10 protein-coding genes are annotated in these 15,670 nt (G+C 24.3%); 5 read left to right on the top strand and 5 right to left on the bottom strand.

Annotated features, from left to right (window positions below):
* Positions 1 to 23 precede the first annotated feature (23 nt).
* The 5 genes from QMG63_RS00485 (at position 24) to QMG63_RS00465 (ending at position 11,370) form a co-directional block, all read left to right on the top strand.
* Positions 24 to 3,164, top strand: coding sequence for a type ISP restriction/modification enzyme (locus QMG63_RS00485; protein WP_281860771.1), 3,141 nt, complete (start codon positions 24 to 26; stop codon positions 3,162 to 3,164).
* A gap of 53 nt (positions 3,165 to 3,217) precedes the next feature.
* Positions 3,218 to 6,358: a type ISP restriction/modification enzyme gene (locus tag QMG63_RS00480; RefSeq protein ID WP_281860769.1), complete on the top strand. Its 3,141-nt coding sequence runs from the start codon at positions 3,218 to 3,220 to the stop codon at positions 6,356 to 6,358.
* A 53-nt stretch (positions 6,359 to 6,411) separates the two neighbouring features.
* Positions 6,412 to 9,558 (top strand): type ISP restriction/modification enzyme, encoded by a 3,147-nt coding sequence (locus tag QMG63_RS00475; RefSeq protein ID WP_281860767.1) that lies wholly within the window; start codon positions 6,412 to 6,414, stop codon positions 9,556 to 9,558.
* A 221-nt stretch (positions 9,559 to 9,779) separates the two neighbouring features.
* Entirely contained in the window at positions 9,780 to 10,349 is a 570-nt protein-coding gene (locus QMG63_RS00470) for a tyrosine-type recombinase/integrase (RefSeq protein WP_281860765.1), read from the top strand.
* 469 nt (positions 10,350 to 10,818) lie between these two features.
* Positions 10,819 to 11,370 (top strand): hypothetical protein, encoded by a 552-nt coding sequence (locus tag QMG63_RS00465; protein ID WP_345741244.1) that lies wholly within the window; start codon positions 10,819 to 10,821, stop codon positions 11,368 to 11,370.
* Positions 11,371 to 11,680: 310 nt separating this feature from the next.
* Here QMG63_RS00465 and QMG63_RS00460 read toward each other — a convergent pair whose 3' ends face one another.
* From QMG63_RS00460 to QMG63_RS00440, 5 genes are all read right to left on the bottom strand, one after another.
* Positions 11,681 to 12,475 (bottom strand): PfkB family carbohydrate kinase, encoded by a 795-nt coding sequence (locus QMG63_RS00460; RefSeq protein WP_281860763.1) that lies wholly within the window; start codon positions 12,473 to 12,475, stop codon positions 11,681 to 11,683.
* Positions 12,472 to 13,488 carry a tRNA (adenosine(37)-N6)-threonylcarbamoyltransferase complex transferase subunit TsaD gene (tsaD, locus tag QMG63_RS00455; protein ID WP_281860761.1) on the bottom strand — a complete coding sequence of 339 codons (1,017 nt, stop codon included), beginning with the start codon at positions 13,486 to 13,488 and terminating at the stop codon, positions 12,472 to 12,474. Before tsaD ends, QMG63_RS00460 begins: the two co-directional genes overlap by 4 nt.
* The gene (locus tag QMG63_RS00450; protein WP_281860760.1) at positions 13,454 to 14,365 is read right to left on the bottom strand and encodes a divergent polysaccharide deacetylase family protein; all 912 of its coding nucleotides are present in this window, start codon (positions 14,363 to 14,365) and stop codon (positions 13,454 to 13,456) included. The genes tsaD and QMG63_RS00450 overlap by 35 nt, the downstream gene beginning before the upstream one ends.
* A 46-nt stretch (positions 14,366 to 14,411) precedes the next feature.
* On the bottom strand, positions 14,412 to 15,215 hold the full coding sequence (locus tag QMG63_RS00445) for a sigma-70 family RNA polymerase sigma factor (protein ID WP_281860758.1): 804 nt from the start codon (positions 15,213 to 15,215) through the stop codon (positions 14,412 to 14,414).
* A gap of 112 nt (positions 15,216 to 15,327) precedes the next feature.
* On the bottom strand, positions 15,328 to 15,669 hold the full coding sequence (locus QMG63_RS00440; RefSeq protein WP_281860756.1) for a rod-binding protein: 342 nt from the start codon (positions 15,667 to 15,669) through the stop codon (positions 15,328 to 15,330).
* Position 15,670: the final 1 nt, after the last annotated feature.

The following is a 15,670-nucleotide window of genomic DNA, read 5'->3' as shown; positions in this document are numbered from 1 at the left end:
ATTCAGAATAAACAATGAATTATATGCAAGTTACTAAAGAATCAATGTTAAATGCGGTTTTTAATGAATATATAAAATCTTTAAAAGAGATTCCAAAAGAAAGTAAAACTGAGCATACTGATCGTTCTCATTTAGAAAAACTACTTAATGAACTTAAAGAAAATAAAGATATAAAAATACAACACGAGCCTAGAAGAGATAAGTCAGGGCTAGGAGCTCCTGATTTTCTTATTAAGTTAAATGATATTAATATAGGTTATGTTGAAGTCAAGAAAACCAATCAAAACTTAAATGAAACCTTGGCAAGCAAACAAATAGAAAAATATAAAGAACTTTCAAATAACATTTTATTAACAAATTATCTTGAGTTTATTTTAATAAGAAATGGCGTTGTTACTTTAAGAGAGATTTTACTTTATGATATTGAATTAAGTAAAACTAGCAAATTGGATAGTATTAGAGTAGCTAAAGTTGATTTTATTATAAAAGAATTCTTAAGAAATTCTTATGAAAGAATTACTAATATTGAAAGTTTGGCAAGCTTACTAGCCATAAGAACTAAAACATTAAAGGATCTTATTAATGAAAAATTAGACATTTCTCTTAAAAAAAATAATCAAAATAGTTTAGTAAGTTCTTATCAATTCATTAAGACTGAACTTTATTGTGATACTTTAAATACTAGTGAATTCAGTGATTCTATATCTCAAACCATAACTTTTGGTCTTTTTTTATCAAAATTAAATGATCCAAATGATGCTGTTTTTATTGATTTTGATAATATAAAGAAATTTATACCAAATAATTTTAGTTTAATAACAAGTATTTTAAGACTAATTGAAGATATTTCTATTGATTTTGAATATATAGATATTAAATGGATTTTAAATGAGCTTCTTAACATTATAAATTGTATTGACAGTAAATCGATATTTGAAAGATTTTCTTTTATACAAAATGAAACAAAATCTTTTAAAGATCCTTATTTATACTTTTATGAAGATTTTCTAATTAAATATGATAAAGATCTTAGAAAAGGTAAAGGAGTTTACTACACACCTCATGCTGTAGTGGAATTTATTGTAAAAAGTTTGCATTTTATATTAAAAACTGAATTTAATTTATCAACTGGCTTTGCTAATAAAGATAAGGTGAGTGTATTGGATTTTGCAACGGGTACGGGCACTTTTCTACTTGAAACTATTAAATGCATCCTTAAAGAACTTAATAATACAAGTAAAGAACATTTCTACATAGAAAATCATATTCTTAAAAACTTGTATGGTTTTGAATATTTGATGACTCCTTATACAGTTGCTAATTTAAAAATAAGTCAATATTTAAAAGAAGTTTGTAATTTTAATTTAGATAATGAGAATAAGTTGAAAATTGTATTAACGAATACACTTGATAATACAATAAAGTCTCAACAACAAGTTATTCATGGCATTTTCAAAGCAATTAGTAAAGAAAATGAACTTGCAAATGAAATAAAAAATAAAAATATTTTAGTAATTTTAGGTAATCCTCCTTATAATTCAAAATCAAAAAATAATAATGAATTTATAAGACATTTATTAAATGACTATAAAAAAATAGATAATGAAACTTTAAATGAAAAAACAATTACTTCATTAAATGATGATTATGTTAAATTTATTAGATATTCTGAATATAAAATTGAAACTTCTAATCAAGGTTTGCTTGGTTTTATTACTAATAATGCTTATCTAGATAATGTCACTTTTAGATTCATGAGATGGCATTTGTTAAGAACTTTTGAAAAAATATATATTTTGAATTTAAATGGTAATTTAAGAAAAAAAGATAGATTTGATAATGAAACTGATGAGAATGTATTTAATATACAAACCGGCGTTGCTATTGCGATCTTTATAAAAACAAAACAAAAAACAAATCCTAATGAACTTGCTACTGTACTGTATAAAAGCATAAAAAATACAAGAGAATATAAATATTCTTATCTAGAATTGAATGATATCGACACAATTGATTTTGAAACATTAAAACCAAGTCCTCCTTATTATTTCTTTGTTAAAAAAGATTTTATAAATGAAAGTCTTTACAATAATGAAAATTCCATTTCATTAAAAGATATTTTTATTGAATATAGTATTAGCGTTAAGACTCATAAAGATAAGATAGCAATTGATTTTACCAAAAGCGAACTTTTAGATAAATTAAGAGATTTTGCTTATTTAAATGAAAACGATGCTCGTGTTAAATATGATATTCAAAAAGATTCAGGAGATTGGAAGTTAACAAAAGTACAACAATTCTTACAAAATACTAATATAGATTCTAAATATGTAAAAAGAATAACTTACAAGCCGTTTGATACTAGATTTGTTTACTATTCTGTAATCAAAGGCGGAGTTGTTTCATGTCCTAGATATAACATAATGAAACATATTTTAGAAATTGATAATAACATTGCATTGATAACAAGTAGATTATTACACATTGATTTTAAACATGCTTTTATATCTAATATTCTGGTAGACATACATTCAATTTCTGATGCTTATTTATTTCCTTTGTATATAAAAAATAACAACACAATTATAAATAATGAGATTAAAGAAAATTTTAAAGACACATTTAGAAATTTTATAAATAACAAATACTGCAAAGCATACAATCCAAATGAAATATTAGGTTATATTTATGCAATTCTTTATTCAAATATCTATAGAAATAAATTTATTGAATTCTTAAAAATAGACTATCCAAAAATCATTTTTGTTAATGAAGTTGAAACATTTGAAAAACTAAGCAATTTAGGTTGCAAGCTGATTGATATGCATTTACTAAAAAATATTGACATACAAGCTAATGATATTGGATTACATTTTTCACAAGATAACAATAAACAAAATTTTAATATAAAGAAAATTAACTATAACAATGAAACTCAAGAGCTCTTTTATAATGAAAACAATGGTTTTAAAGGAGTGTCTAAAGAAGTTTTTGAATATACTATCGGTTCTTATCAAGTAATTAAAAGTTATCTTAAATATAGAATGAAAAGAAGTTTAGATATTAATGAAATAGAAACTCTTGAAAAAACAATCAAAGCCTTACATTATACGATTGAAATACAAAATGAAATTGATACTATTCTTGTATCAAAGATCAATTAAGCTGGACGTTATAATCAAGAGTATAGGGGAATTCAGAATAAACAATGAATTATATGCAAGTTACTAAAGAATCAATGTTAAATGCGGTTTTTAATGAATATATAAAATCTTTAAAAGAGATTCCAAAAGAAAGTAAAACTGAGCATACTGATCGTTCTCATTTAGAAAAACTACTTAATGAACTTAAAGAAAATAAAGATATAAAAATACAACACGAGCCTAGAAGAGATAAGTCAGGGCTAGGAGCTCCTGATTTTCTTATTAAGTTAAATGATATTAATATAGGTTATGTTGAAGTCAAGAAAACCAATCAAAACTTAAATGAAACCTTGGCAAGCAAACAAATAGAAAAATATAAAGAACTTTCAAATAACATTTTATTAACAAATTATCTTGAGTTTATTTTAATAAGAAATGGCGTTGTTACTTTAAGAGAGATTTTACTTTATGATATTGAATTAAGTAAAACTAGCAAATTGGATAGTATTAGAGTAGCTAAAGTTGATTTTATTATAAAAGAATTCTTAAGAAATTCTTATGAAAGAATTACTAATATTGAAAGTTTGGCAAGCTTACTAGCCATAAGAACTAAAACATTAAAGGATCTTATTAATGAAAAATTAGACATTTCTCTTAAAAAAAATAATCAAAATAGTTTAGTAAGTTCTTATCAATTCATTAAGACTGAACTTTATTGTGATACTTTAAATACTAGTGAATTCAGTGATTCTATATCTCAAACCATAACTATTGGTCTTTTTTTATCAAAATTAAATGATCCAAATGATGCTGTTTTTATTGATTTTAATAATATAAAACAGTTCATTCCAAATAATTTTAGTTTAATAACAAGTATTTTAAGACTAATTGAAGATATTTCTATTGATTTTGAATATATAGATATTAAATGGATTTTAAATGAGCTTCTTAACATTATAAATTGTATTGACAGTAAATCGATCTTTAAAAGATTTTCTTTTATACAAAATGAAACAAAATCTTTTAAAGATCCTTATTTATACTTTTATGAAGATTTTTTAATTAAATATGATAAAGATCTTAGAAAAGGTAAAGGAGTTTACTACACACCTCATGCTGTAGTGGAATTTATTGTAAAAAGTTTGCATTTTATATTAAAAACTGAATTTAATTTATCAACTGGCTTTGCTAATAAAGATAAGGTGAGTGTATTGGATTTTGCAACGGGTACGGGCACTTTTTTACTTGAAACTATTAAATGCATTCTTAAAGAACTTAATAATACAAGTAAAGAACATTTCTACATAGAAAATCATATTCTTAAAAACTTGTATGGTTTTGAATATTTGATGACTCCTTATACAGTTGCTAATTTAAAAATAAGTCAATATTTAAAAGAAGTTTGTAATTTTAATTTAGATAATGAGAATAAGTTGAAAATTGTATTAACGAATACACTTGATAATACAATAAAGTCTCAACAACAAGTTATTCATGGCATTTTCAAAGCAATTAGTAAAGAAAATGAACTTGCAAATGAAATAAAAAATAAAAATATTTTAGTAATTTTAGGCAATCCTCCTTATAATTCAAAATCAAAAAATAATAATGAATTTATAAGACATTTATTAAATGACTATAAAAAAATAGATAATGAAACTTTAAATGAAAAAGCAATTACTTCATTAAATGATGATTATGTTAAATTTATTAGATATTCTGAATATAAAATTGAAACTTCTAATCAAGGTTTGCTTGGTTTTATTACTAATAATGCTTATCTAGATAATGTCACTTTTAGATTCATGAGATGGCATTTACTAAGAACTTTTGAAAAGATATATATACTAAATTTAAATGGTAATTTAAGAAAAAAAGATAGATTTGATAATGAAACTGATGAGAATGTATTTGATATACAAACCGGAGTTGCTATTGCGATCTTTATAAAAACAAAACAAAAAACAAATCCTAATGAACTTGCTACTGTACTGTATAAAAGCATAAAAAATACAAGAGAATATAAATATTCTTATCTAGAATTGAATGATATCGACACAATTGATTTTGAAACATTAAAACCAAGTCCTCCTTATTATTTCTTTGTTAAAAAAGATTTTAAAAATGAAAGTCTTTACAATAATGAAAATTCCATTTCATTAAAAGATATTTTTATTGAATATAGTATTAGCGTTCAGACTCATAAAGATAAGATAGCAATTGATTTTACCAAAAGCGAACTTTTAGATAAATTAAGAGATTTTGCTTATTTAAATGAAAACGATGCTCGTGTTAAATATGATATTCAAAAAGATTCAAAAGATTGGAAGTTAACAAAAGTACAACAATTCTTACAAAATACTAATATAGATTCTAAATATGTAAAAAGAATAACTTACAAGCCGTTTGATACTAGATTTGTTTACTATTCTGTAATCAAAGGCGGAGTTATTTCACGTCCTAGATATAACATAATGAAACATATTTTAGAAATTGATAATAACATTGCATTGATAACAAGTAGATTATTACACATTGATTTTAAACATGCTTTTATATCTAATATTCTGGTAGACATACATTCAATTTCTGATGCTTATTTATTTCCTTTGTATATAAAAAATAACAACACAATTATAAATAATGAGATTAAAGAAAATTTTAAAGACACATTTAGAAATTTTATAAATAACAAATACTGCAAAGCATACAATCCAAATGAAATATTAGGTTATATTTATGCAATTCTTTATTCAAATATCTATAGAAATAAATTTATTGAATTCTTAAAAATAGACTATCCAAAAATCATTTTTGTTAATGAAGTTGAAACATTTGAAAAACTAAGCAATTTAGGTTGCAAGCTGATTGATATGCATTTACTAAAAAATATTGACATACAAGCTAATGATATTGGATTACATTTTTCACAAGATAACAATAAACAAAATTTTAATATAAAGAAAATTAACTATAACAATGAAACTCAAGAGCTCTTTTATAATGAAAACAATGGTTTTAAAGGAGTGTCTAAAGAAGTTTTTGAATATACTATCGGTTCTTCTCAAGTAATTAAAAGTTATCTTAAATATAGAATGAAAAGAAGTTTAGATATTAATGAAATAGAAACTCTTGAAAAAACAATCAAAGCCTTACATTATACGATTGAAATACAAAATGAAATTGATACTATTCTTGTATCAAAGATCAATTAAGCTGGACGTTATAATCAAGAGTATAGGGGAATTCAGAATAAACAATGAATTATATGCAAGTTACTAAAGAATCAATGTTAAATGCGGTTTTTAATGAATATATAAAATCTTTAAAAGAGATTCCAAAAGAAAGTAAAACTGAGCATACTGATCGTTCTCATTTAGAAAAACTACTTAATGAACTTAAAGAAAATAAAGATATAAAAATACAACACGAGCCTAGAAGAGATAAGTCAGGGCTAGGAGCTCCTGATTTTCTTATTAAGTTAAATGATATTAATATAGGTTATGTTGAAGTCAAGAAAACCAATCAAAACTTAAATGAAACCTTGGCAAGCAAACAAATAGAAAAATATAAAGAACTTTCAAATAACATTTTATTAACAAATTATCTTGAGTTTATTTTAATAAAAAATGGCATTGTTACTTTAAGAGAGATTTTACTTTATGATATTGAATTAAGTAAAACTAGCAAATTGGATAGTATTAGAGTAGCTAAAGTTGATTTTATTATAAAAGAATTCTTAAGAAATTCTTATGAAAGAATTACTAATATTGAAAGTTTGGCAAGCTTACTAGCCATAAGAACTAAAACATTAAAGGATCTTATTAATGAAAAATTAGACATTTCTCTTAAAAAAAATAATCAAAATAGTTTAGTAAGTTCTTATCAATTCATTAAGACTGAACTTTATTGTGATACTTTAAATACCAGTGAATTCAGTGATTCTATATCTCAAACTATAACTTTTGGTCTTTTTTTATCAAAATTAAATGATCCAAATGATGCTGTTTTTATTGATTTTAATAATATAAAACAGTTCATTCCAAATAATTTTAGTTTAATAACAAGTATTTTAAGACTAATTGAAGATATTTCTATTGATTTTGAATATATAGATATTAAATGGATTTTAAATGAGCTTCTTAACATTATAAATTGTATTGACAGTAAATCGATATTTGAAAGATTTTCTTTTATACAAAATGAAACAAAATCTTTTAAAGATCCTTATTTATACTTTTATGAAGATTTTTTAATTAAATATGATAAAGATCTTAGAAAAGGTAAAGGGGTTTACTACACACCTCATGCTGTAGTGGAATTTATTGTAAAAAGTTTGCATTTTATATTAAAAACTGAATTTAATTTATCAACTGGCTTTGCTAATAAAGATAAGGTGAGTGTATTGGATTTTGCAACGGGTACGGGCACTTTTCTACTTGAAACTATTAAATGCATCCTTAAAGAGCTTAATAATACAAGTAAAGAACATTTCTACATAGAAAATCATATTCTTAAAAACTTGTATGGTTTTGAATATTTGATGACTCCTTATACAGTTGCTAATTTAAAAATAAGTCAATATTTAAAAGAAGTTTGTAATTTTAATTTAGATAATGAGAATAAGTTGAAAATTGTATTAACGAATACACTTGATAATACAATAAAGTCTCAACAACAAGTTATTCATGGCATTTTCAAAGCAATTAGTAAAGAAAATGAACTTGCAAATGAAATAAAAAATAAAAATATTTTAGTAATTTTAGGTAATCCTCCTTATAATTCAAAATCAAAAAATAATAATGAATTTATAAGACATTTATTAAATGACTATAAAAAAATAGATAATGAAACTTTAAATGAAAAAACAATTACTTCATTAAATGATGATTATGTTAAATTTATTAGATATTCTGAATATAAAATTGAAACTTCTAATCAAGGTTTGCTTGGTTTTATTACTAATAATGCTTATCTAGATAATGTCACTTTTAGATTCATGAGATGGCATTTGTTAAGAACTTTTGAAAAAATATATATTTTGAATTTAAATGGTAATTTAAGAAAAAAAGATAGATTTGATAATGAAACTGATGAGAATGTATTTGATATACAAACCGGCGTTGCTATTGCGATCTTTATAAAAACAAAACAAAAAACAAATCCTAATGAACTTGCTACTGTACTGTATAAAAGCATAAAAAATACAAAAGAATATAAATATTCTTATTTAGAATTGAATGATATCGACACAATTGATTTTGAAACATTAAAACCAAGTCCTCCTTATTATTTTTTTGTTAAGAAAGATTTTAAAAATGAAAGTCTTTACAATAATGAAAATTCCATTTCATTAAAAGATATTTTTATTGAATATAGTATTAGCGTTCAGACTAATAAAGATAAGATAGCAATTGATTTTACCAAAAGCGAACTTTTAGATAAATTAAGAGATTTTGCTTATTTAAATGAAAACGATGCTCGTGTTAAATATGATATTCAAAAAGATTCAAAAGATTGGAAGTTAACAAAAGTACAACAATTCTTACAAAATACTAATATAGATTCTAAATATGTAAAAAGAATAACTTACAAGCCGTTTGATACTAGATTTGTTTACTATTCTGTAATCAAAGGCGGAGTTGTTTCACGTCCTGTTTATAACATAATGAAACATATTTTAGAAATTGATAACAATATTGCATTGATAAGCAGTAGAATGTTGCCAAGTAATAACTTTAAACACGCTTTTGTATCAAATGAAATTATAGATAGACATTCTATAGGAGGAGAATCATATTGTATGCCCTTATATATAAAAGATAATAATATAATTACAAATAATGAGATTAAAGAAAACTTTAAAGATACATTTAGAAATTTTATAAATAACAAATACTGCAAAGCATACAATCCAAATGAAATATTAGGTTATATTTATGCAATTCTTTATTCAAATATCTATAGAAATAAATTTATTGAATTCTTAAAAATAGACTATCCAAAAATCATTTTTGTTAATGAAGTTGAAATATTTGAAACACTAAGCAATTTAGGTTGCAAGCTGATTGATATGCATTTACTAAAAAATATTGACATACAAGCTAATGATATTGGATTACATTTTTCACAAGATAACAATAAACAAAATTTTAATATAAAGAAAATTAACTATAACAATGAAACTCAAGAGCTCTTTTATAATGAAAACAATGGTTTTAAAGGAGTGTCTAAAGAAGTTTTTGAATATACTATCGGTTCTTCTCAAGTAATTAAAAGTTATCTTAAATATAGAATGAAAAGAAGTTTAGATATTAATGAAATAGAAACTCTTGAAAAAACAATCAAAGCCCTCAATTATACAATTGAAATCCAAAATGAAATTGATACTATTTTAAAAGATATTCTTCAATAAGATATAGAAAAGATCTAAAATCAAAGAAATAAGGATTTTTATAAGAGATTAATAGCTAGAAGAATTATGATAAATGCGAGTGCTGTTTTTTATATCATAAGACTCATATATCCAAAATCCTCCAACCCAAAAGATTCACATTATATATTTTTTTAAGATCAAAACTTTACACTACCTTAGTCTTTATTTTAAATTATTAATTATAACAAGGGGTTTATTATATGAGTAACGAGGTAAAAACCATAAAAAAGAAATATACAAGAAAAATTCCTAATATTTTAGAAAAAGATGAAATTAATCTATTATTAGATTCTTTCAAGATAACAAGTCGTATCCAATATAGAAATAAATTGCTTATAAAATTGATTTTGTCAACGGGGCTTAAAATCTCAGAAGCTATTAATCTTAAATGGATCGATGTTAATCAAAATTCGGGGAGAATTCGTGTTAAAAAAGAAAAGTTAAGCCAAAATAGAACACTTAGAATCAATCCTAAGTTTTTTGCTGAACTTAATGAAATGTATGCAAAATTCAAAATAGCTAAAAATATTTACTTATTTGAAAATAATAATGGCAAACAGCTTTGTATGAGAGTTATAAACAAAATGTTAAGAAATAAATCCATAAAACTAGGTTTTGAAAAACGGATTTATTTTGACCTTCTTAGATACACTTATTTAACTAATGTGTATAAAAAAACCCAAAATCTTAGAACTGTACAAAATATAGCGGGATATTCCAGCATTATGACAAGTACTATATATGCAAATATAAAATCTAAAAACTTATAATGATTGTTTGAATTTTTATTACAAAAAAAGATCAATTTAGTTGCACTTGTCCCCAAAAAGAGCTACAATTACTAAACATGAATACATTTAAAATAATCACAGAAAAGGAGAAGAGATTGTTTTGCATCCCTAGCAAGTTGCTAAAAGTAACAACCTACTAAGGGCATACAAAGCAATTCATTTAACCGTATGAAGATAATAAATGATAATTTAAATAAAATCAATCCCCTAAAAAAAACAAAATGCACTTCAATATCAAGGTCTTGATAATTTAATTAATAGTAAGAAAATAAAGCTGATTTTAATATCAAAAGAAAAAAGATTAAAAAAGCTATTTAGCATTGTTAAACATGAATCTACAAAACTACAAAATAAATTCAATTCATTAAATATTAAAGATATTAAGTATCTTACTGATGATCAAATAACAAAATTAAAGGTTGCAAAACAAAAAGATATTCTAAATATATTGAATTCTTTCTTAAGAAAGGAAGGTTATAAAGAAACTACAATAAATACCATAAAAAAAGATTTGCAATTATTTGTAAAACTAAATATCTTCAGTGTTAAAAGACTTTACCACACAAATGCAAGTAATAAGTATAAAGGTAGTATTGTTATATATCATTACAAACAAGATTCTTATGACCTATTAAAAGAATATATTAAAAATAATAAACTAAAAAAAGTTATTACAATCAAGAATGCATTTAATGAACTTGAAAAAAATAATGAAAACGAATATGACATTAAAGAAAAATTAAAAAATGCCCCTCGAAATGCCCCTGTTATAATAAGTAATTATAATAATAACAAGAATTCTATAGAGAACTCATTTACAAATAAATTATCAAAAAATACTATAACCACCAAGTCTAATATAGACTTGCAAGTCAATAAAAACCATGAAAGTCAATTTACTACCCAATTAACTAATAAAAGAAACAAAACAGCATGTATAAAAAGATTGTCAGTCTTTAATGAACTTGAAAAGCGGAACTTTAAGGAACTATCTAGATAATATAACTAGCAAGTTAATTAATGACCATAAAGTCCCTATAGAAGAAATAATCAAATTAAAACAACACTTTGTCGGTGTTAAAAATGGCTTTCAAAGTTTAAAAAACCACTTGCTAAATTGCAAAGACTTTCTTGATGATACCAATGATCAGGATAGATCAATACAAGAAAAAACATCATATTACTTTTACAGTGACCTTTTTAAATTTTATTGAATTTAAAAAAATATTAGGAGTTAATTTATATCAAATTGTGTTTTTTAAAAAATCACGGTTTGACTGTATTAAGAGAGAATCTTATATTGAAATAGGTTAGAAAATATTTTTTAAAAATTGCTCAATTTGAATACCTTTATTTTTAAGACTGCTATTTTCAATAGAATATTTGATTATTGAATGAATTACTTTAGTTGTTTTTTCTAGAGCATCTTCTATCTCTAATTTTTCCAGATATCCTATTAGTAGACTTGCAAATAAATCGCCTGTTCCACCGAAGTTTTTTTCTAATTTTTCTAAAAAGATTTCTGAATATTCTTTTGTTTTTGTATTATAAATAACATTTCCTATAAGATTTTCCTTTTCTACACTTGTAACTATGATTATTCCGTTTATTTCAAGATTTAATATTGCTTTTATTATTTCATCCTTATTGTTTATCTTTTCACTTTTAGCTAACATTTTCAATTCTGTGATATTAGGTGTTATGATGTTTGCATGTTTTATTAGGCTTCTAAATCCATTTACTATTTTTTCATCAAAAGTAGGGTAGAGTACACCATTGTCTGCAAATACAGGATCAATTATTATTTTTTCAAAATTGAGTAGTTTGAACATCTTTTCTATTATTTTTTGCTGGGTATTGCTTCCAAGAAATCCACTATAGAATATATCAAAGTTTTCGTTTTGATTTTTCCAAGATAAAATAAATTTTTTTAATTTATTTGTTAAATCTATTATTTCAAATTTTTTGTAATCTGTTGTTGCTGAGAGAACTGCAGTTACAAATGGACAAACTTGCATATTAAATGATGATATGACTGGTATGCATATTGTAAGTGATGCTCTACCTATAGTTGAAATGTCATGCATGGCTAATACGCGTTTCATACTGTCTTTCCTTTTGTATGTTTATAGTTTTCTATTCTTGAGTTTGCATCAATTTCAATTGGACTTGCCCCGTATTTTAAATACATAAGGTACCCAATTCCTGCAATCATTGCTCCGTTATCTGTGCAAAGTTCAATGGGGGGATAGTATGTTTCTATTTCAAGGTTTTTGATCTTTTCTCTTAAATAAAGATTGCTTGCAACTCCTCCAGCTATTATTAATTTTTTTATATTGGTATCTTTTATTGCTCTTTTAATTGGAATAATTAAATTTTCAAAAGCTATTCTTTGGAAGCTTGCAGCAATATTATTTTTTGTTATGTTTTCATTTTTGTTTTTAAACTTTTCAAGTTGATGTATACATGCTGTTTTAAGGCCTGAATATGAAAAATTATACCTATTTTCTTTTTTGTCAAAAATTGTAATTGGAAAATTAAATGCATATTGGTTACCGCTTTTGGCTAATTTTTCTATATTTGGTCCACCTGGGAATCCCATTTTATAGTATTTTGCTACTTTGTCAAATGCTTCTCCACAAGCATCGTCAAGCGTTCGTCCAAGTATTTCAATGTCATCGAAGTTATTTTGTTTTGCAAGTATTGTGTGTCCCCCACTTAATATTAGAGATAAAAATGGATATTCTATCTTTTTAATCATTAAAGGAGCATAAAGATGACCTAAAATATGATCAATGCAAATTAGAGGCTTTTTAAGGGCAATTGATAAACCTTTAGCAAAGTTTACGCCAACAATTAAGGAACCAATAAGACCAGGTTTAGATGTGACTGCTATTAAATCAATTTCTGATGTATGTATTTTAGCATTTGTTATCGCCTTTTGACAAACAGACATGATAAATTCCGTGTGTAGCCTTGAGGCAATCTCTGGCACTACACCATAATATTTTTTGTGTTCTTTTTGACTAAGTTTGATATTACTTAAAATCTTAACACCATTTTCTACTATAGCTGCACAGCAATCATCGCATGAAGTTTCTATTCCAAGCACTTTCATTTTTTTCCTCTTTTTGGTAAAGGTTGATTAAATTTTTAAATTCAAATTCTTTATTTAAGTTTACTGCTTCTTTTTTGAGTATTTTAAGAGTGTTTTTTGACCAAATATGTCCTATTACTTTAACAATTCCTTTTTTTCTAGCTATCTGTTTTGCTTTCTCAAGCGCTTTAATTACGGCTTTTTCATTATCTTTGTTATCAAGAAATACGTCTCTTTGCTCTACTGTAATCCCAATTTTTTTACCAATTTTTGCGGATATGCTTTTTTGGGTAGTTAGGCTATCGAAAAAGTATCTATTTTCTTCTTTAAGTTTGATTAGAATAATTTGCATTATATTCTCGTTTGCAGTAATAAGACTCCCCATATGATTATTCATGATCTTTGCATTGGAATATGTTTTAAATATCTTTTCAATTTTTGTTCGTATTGCAAATTCATTATCATTGATGTTTATGTGAAATTTTTCTATTGAATTTTTATATTTTGATTGCATTGGCAAATGAATCATTATAATTTTATTTTTACTTTTTAGTTTGTTATAAAAATTCATTGATTTTGGTAAAAAGGGAATAATTGAAAAATTTATGTTTAAGTCAATTTTTATAAATTCGTCTAACATAAATTCGTCATAGCCAACATCATCAATTATGAGATAAAATGCAGGTTTTAAATTTTTTTGTATTTTTATTAAATTTTCTTTTTTAATTTTTGCTAATTTGTTCTTAAAGTTTAGATTGAATTTTTTTGCATTTGATTTTATATATACAAGGCTAGAAAATAACATAATTATTGAGACAAAAGATGTAATAATAACAAATGATATTGTGATTTTTAATTTATGTTTCTTTAGAAAAATAGAAACATTGTTAATACTCATGTTCAGTAGCTTCTCATTATATCAAAATCTAGTATTAAGTCAATGTTTATTGATAAAGTTCTTCTTTGAGTTTTTTAAGTACCCTTTTTTCAATTTGTCTAACGGTTTCTGAGGAGATTCCAAGTTCACTGGAAATGTCTTTTAAGGTGCTTTTTTTATCACTGTTGTCTAAGTTATATCTTTTTATTATGATATATCTTTCCTTTTCATTTAGTTTGGTCTTTAGTATGTGATTGAGATGTCTTAGTGTTGAATTTTGTTCAAGGGTACTTTCAGGGTTAAAAGAATTGTCTTCATAGAGATTTAGTAGTGTAGAATTTTCTGAACCCTCGATCTTTTTATCAAGGGAATATTCTTTTTCAAGATAGGGAATGATTTTTATATATTGAGCAGTTGTTAAGTTAAATCTTTCCATTATGTCTTCTTTTTTTGGTGATTTTTCTTCTTCCATGAGATATTTATTTATTTGGAGTATTAAATTTTCTTTTCTGTATGGTACCTTTACAAGTCTTGTTTTGGTATTTAATGCTCTTTGAAGTGATTGTTTAATCCAAAATGATGCGTAAGTTGAGAATTTGGTGTTTTTACTTGGATCATATTTTTCAGCTGCTCTAATTAAACCTAGATTTCCTTCTTGTATTAAGTCTTCAACTTTTAATCCTTTGCCAGCATATCTTTTAATTATTTTTAAGACAAGACGTAAATTGGCATTTATCATTTTGTTTTTGGCTTTCAGGTCTCCTAGTTTAATTTGTTTTGCAAGTTCAATTTCTTCTTCGTGAGTTATCAGTCTGTGTTCTCTTACGGATTTTAAGTATATGTTTAAATCTTCATTGCTAAATATATTCACAATACTTCTCCCATTTTTGAAATTTGTATATCAACATCCCGCTCTCTTTTTTTGATGTGGTGCGAAAATCATGCAATTTAAAAAATAATTAATATTTTTTATTAAATATGAACTATTTTTTAAAGCTATTTACTTCTGCTATTTGCTTATAAATTAAATCAGCAAGCCTAAAACTTTTGGATTTGGCTATTTGTTTTGCTCTTTCTAAATAGAGCATATCTTCAAAAATTTCTTCTGTTTGACCCCCATTAATTAAATTATTTTCTTTTTTTAAAGAATTTTTCATACTCTTAAGCATTTGATTTATAAATATTGACTCAAATTCTACTGCAGCTTCATAGAGTTTATTATCATTTTTGTGATGATTTGTTTTTTCTATTTCGTCTTTTAGGATTTTTACCTGTTTTGTTTGATTTTTTGTTTCTAAGCATTGTAAATTAATTTTACTTGTCATA

This window comes from Candidatus Borrelia fainii (genome assembly GCF_027925085.1).
Classification (GTDB): domain Bacteria; phylum Spirochaetota; class Spirochaetia; order Borreliales; family Borreliaceae; genus Borrelia; species Borrelia turicatae.
This window is presented reverse-complemented; position numbering and strand designations above follow the sequence as displayed.

Bases quoted from the DNA above. Each gene is read 5' to 3' on its own strand.
- QMG63_RS00485 (WP_281860771.1), top strand. From the start codon at position 24: ATGCAAGTTACTAAAGAATCAATGTTAAATGCGGTTTTTAATGAATAT.
- QMG63_RS00480 (WP_281860769.1), top strand. From the start codon at position 3,218: ATGCAAGTTACTAAAGAATCAATGTTAAATGCGGTTTTTAATGAATAT.
- QMG63_RS00475 (WP_281860767.1), top strand. From the start codon at position 6,412: ATGCAAGTTACTAAAGAATCAATGTTAAATGCGGTTTTTAATGAATAT.
- QMG63_RS00470 (WP_281860765.1), top strand. From the start codon at position 9,780: ATGAGTAACGAGGTAAAAACCATAAAAAAGAAATATACAAGAAAAATT.
- QMG63_RS00460 (WP_281860763.1), bottom strand. From the start codon at position 12,475: ATGAAACGCGTATTAGCCATGCATGACATTTCAACTATAGGTAGAGCA.
- tsaD (WP_281860761.1), bottom strand. From the start codon at position 13,488: ATGAAAGTGCTTGGAATAGAAACTTCATGCGATGATTGCTGTGCAGCT.
- QMG63_RS00450 (WP_281860760.1), bottom strand. From the start codon at position 14,365: ATGAGTATTAACAATGTTTCTATTTTTCTAAAGAAACATAAATTAAAA.
- QMG63_RS00440 (WP_281860756.1), bottom strand. From the start codon at position 15,669: ATGACAAGTAAAATTAATTTACAATGCTTAGAAACAAAAAATCAAACA.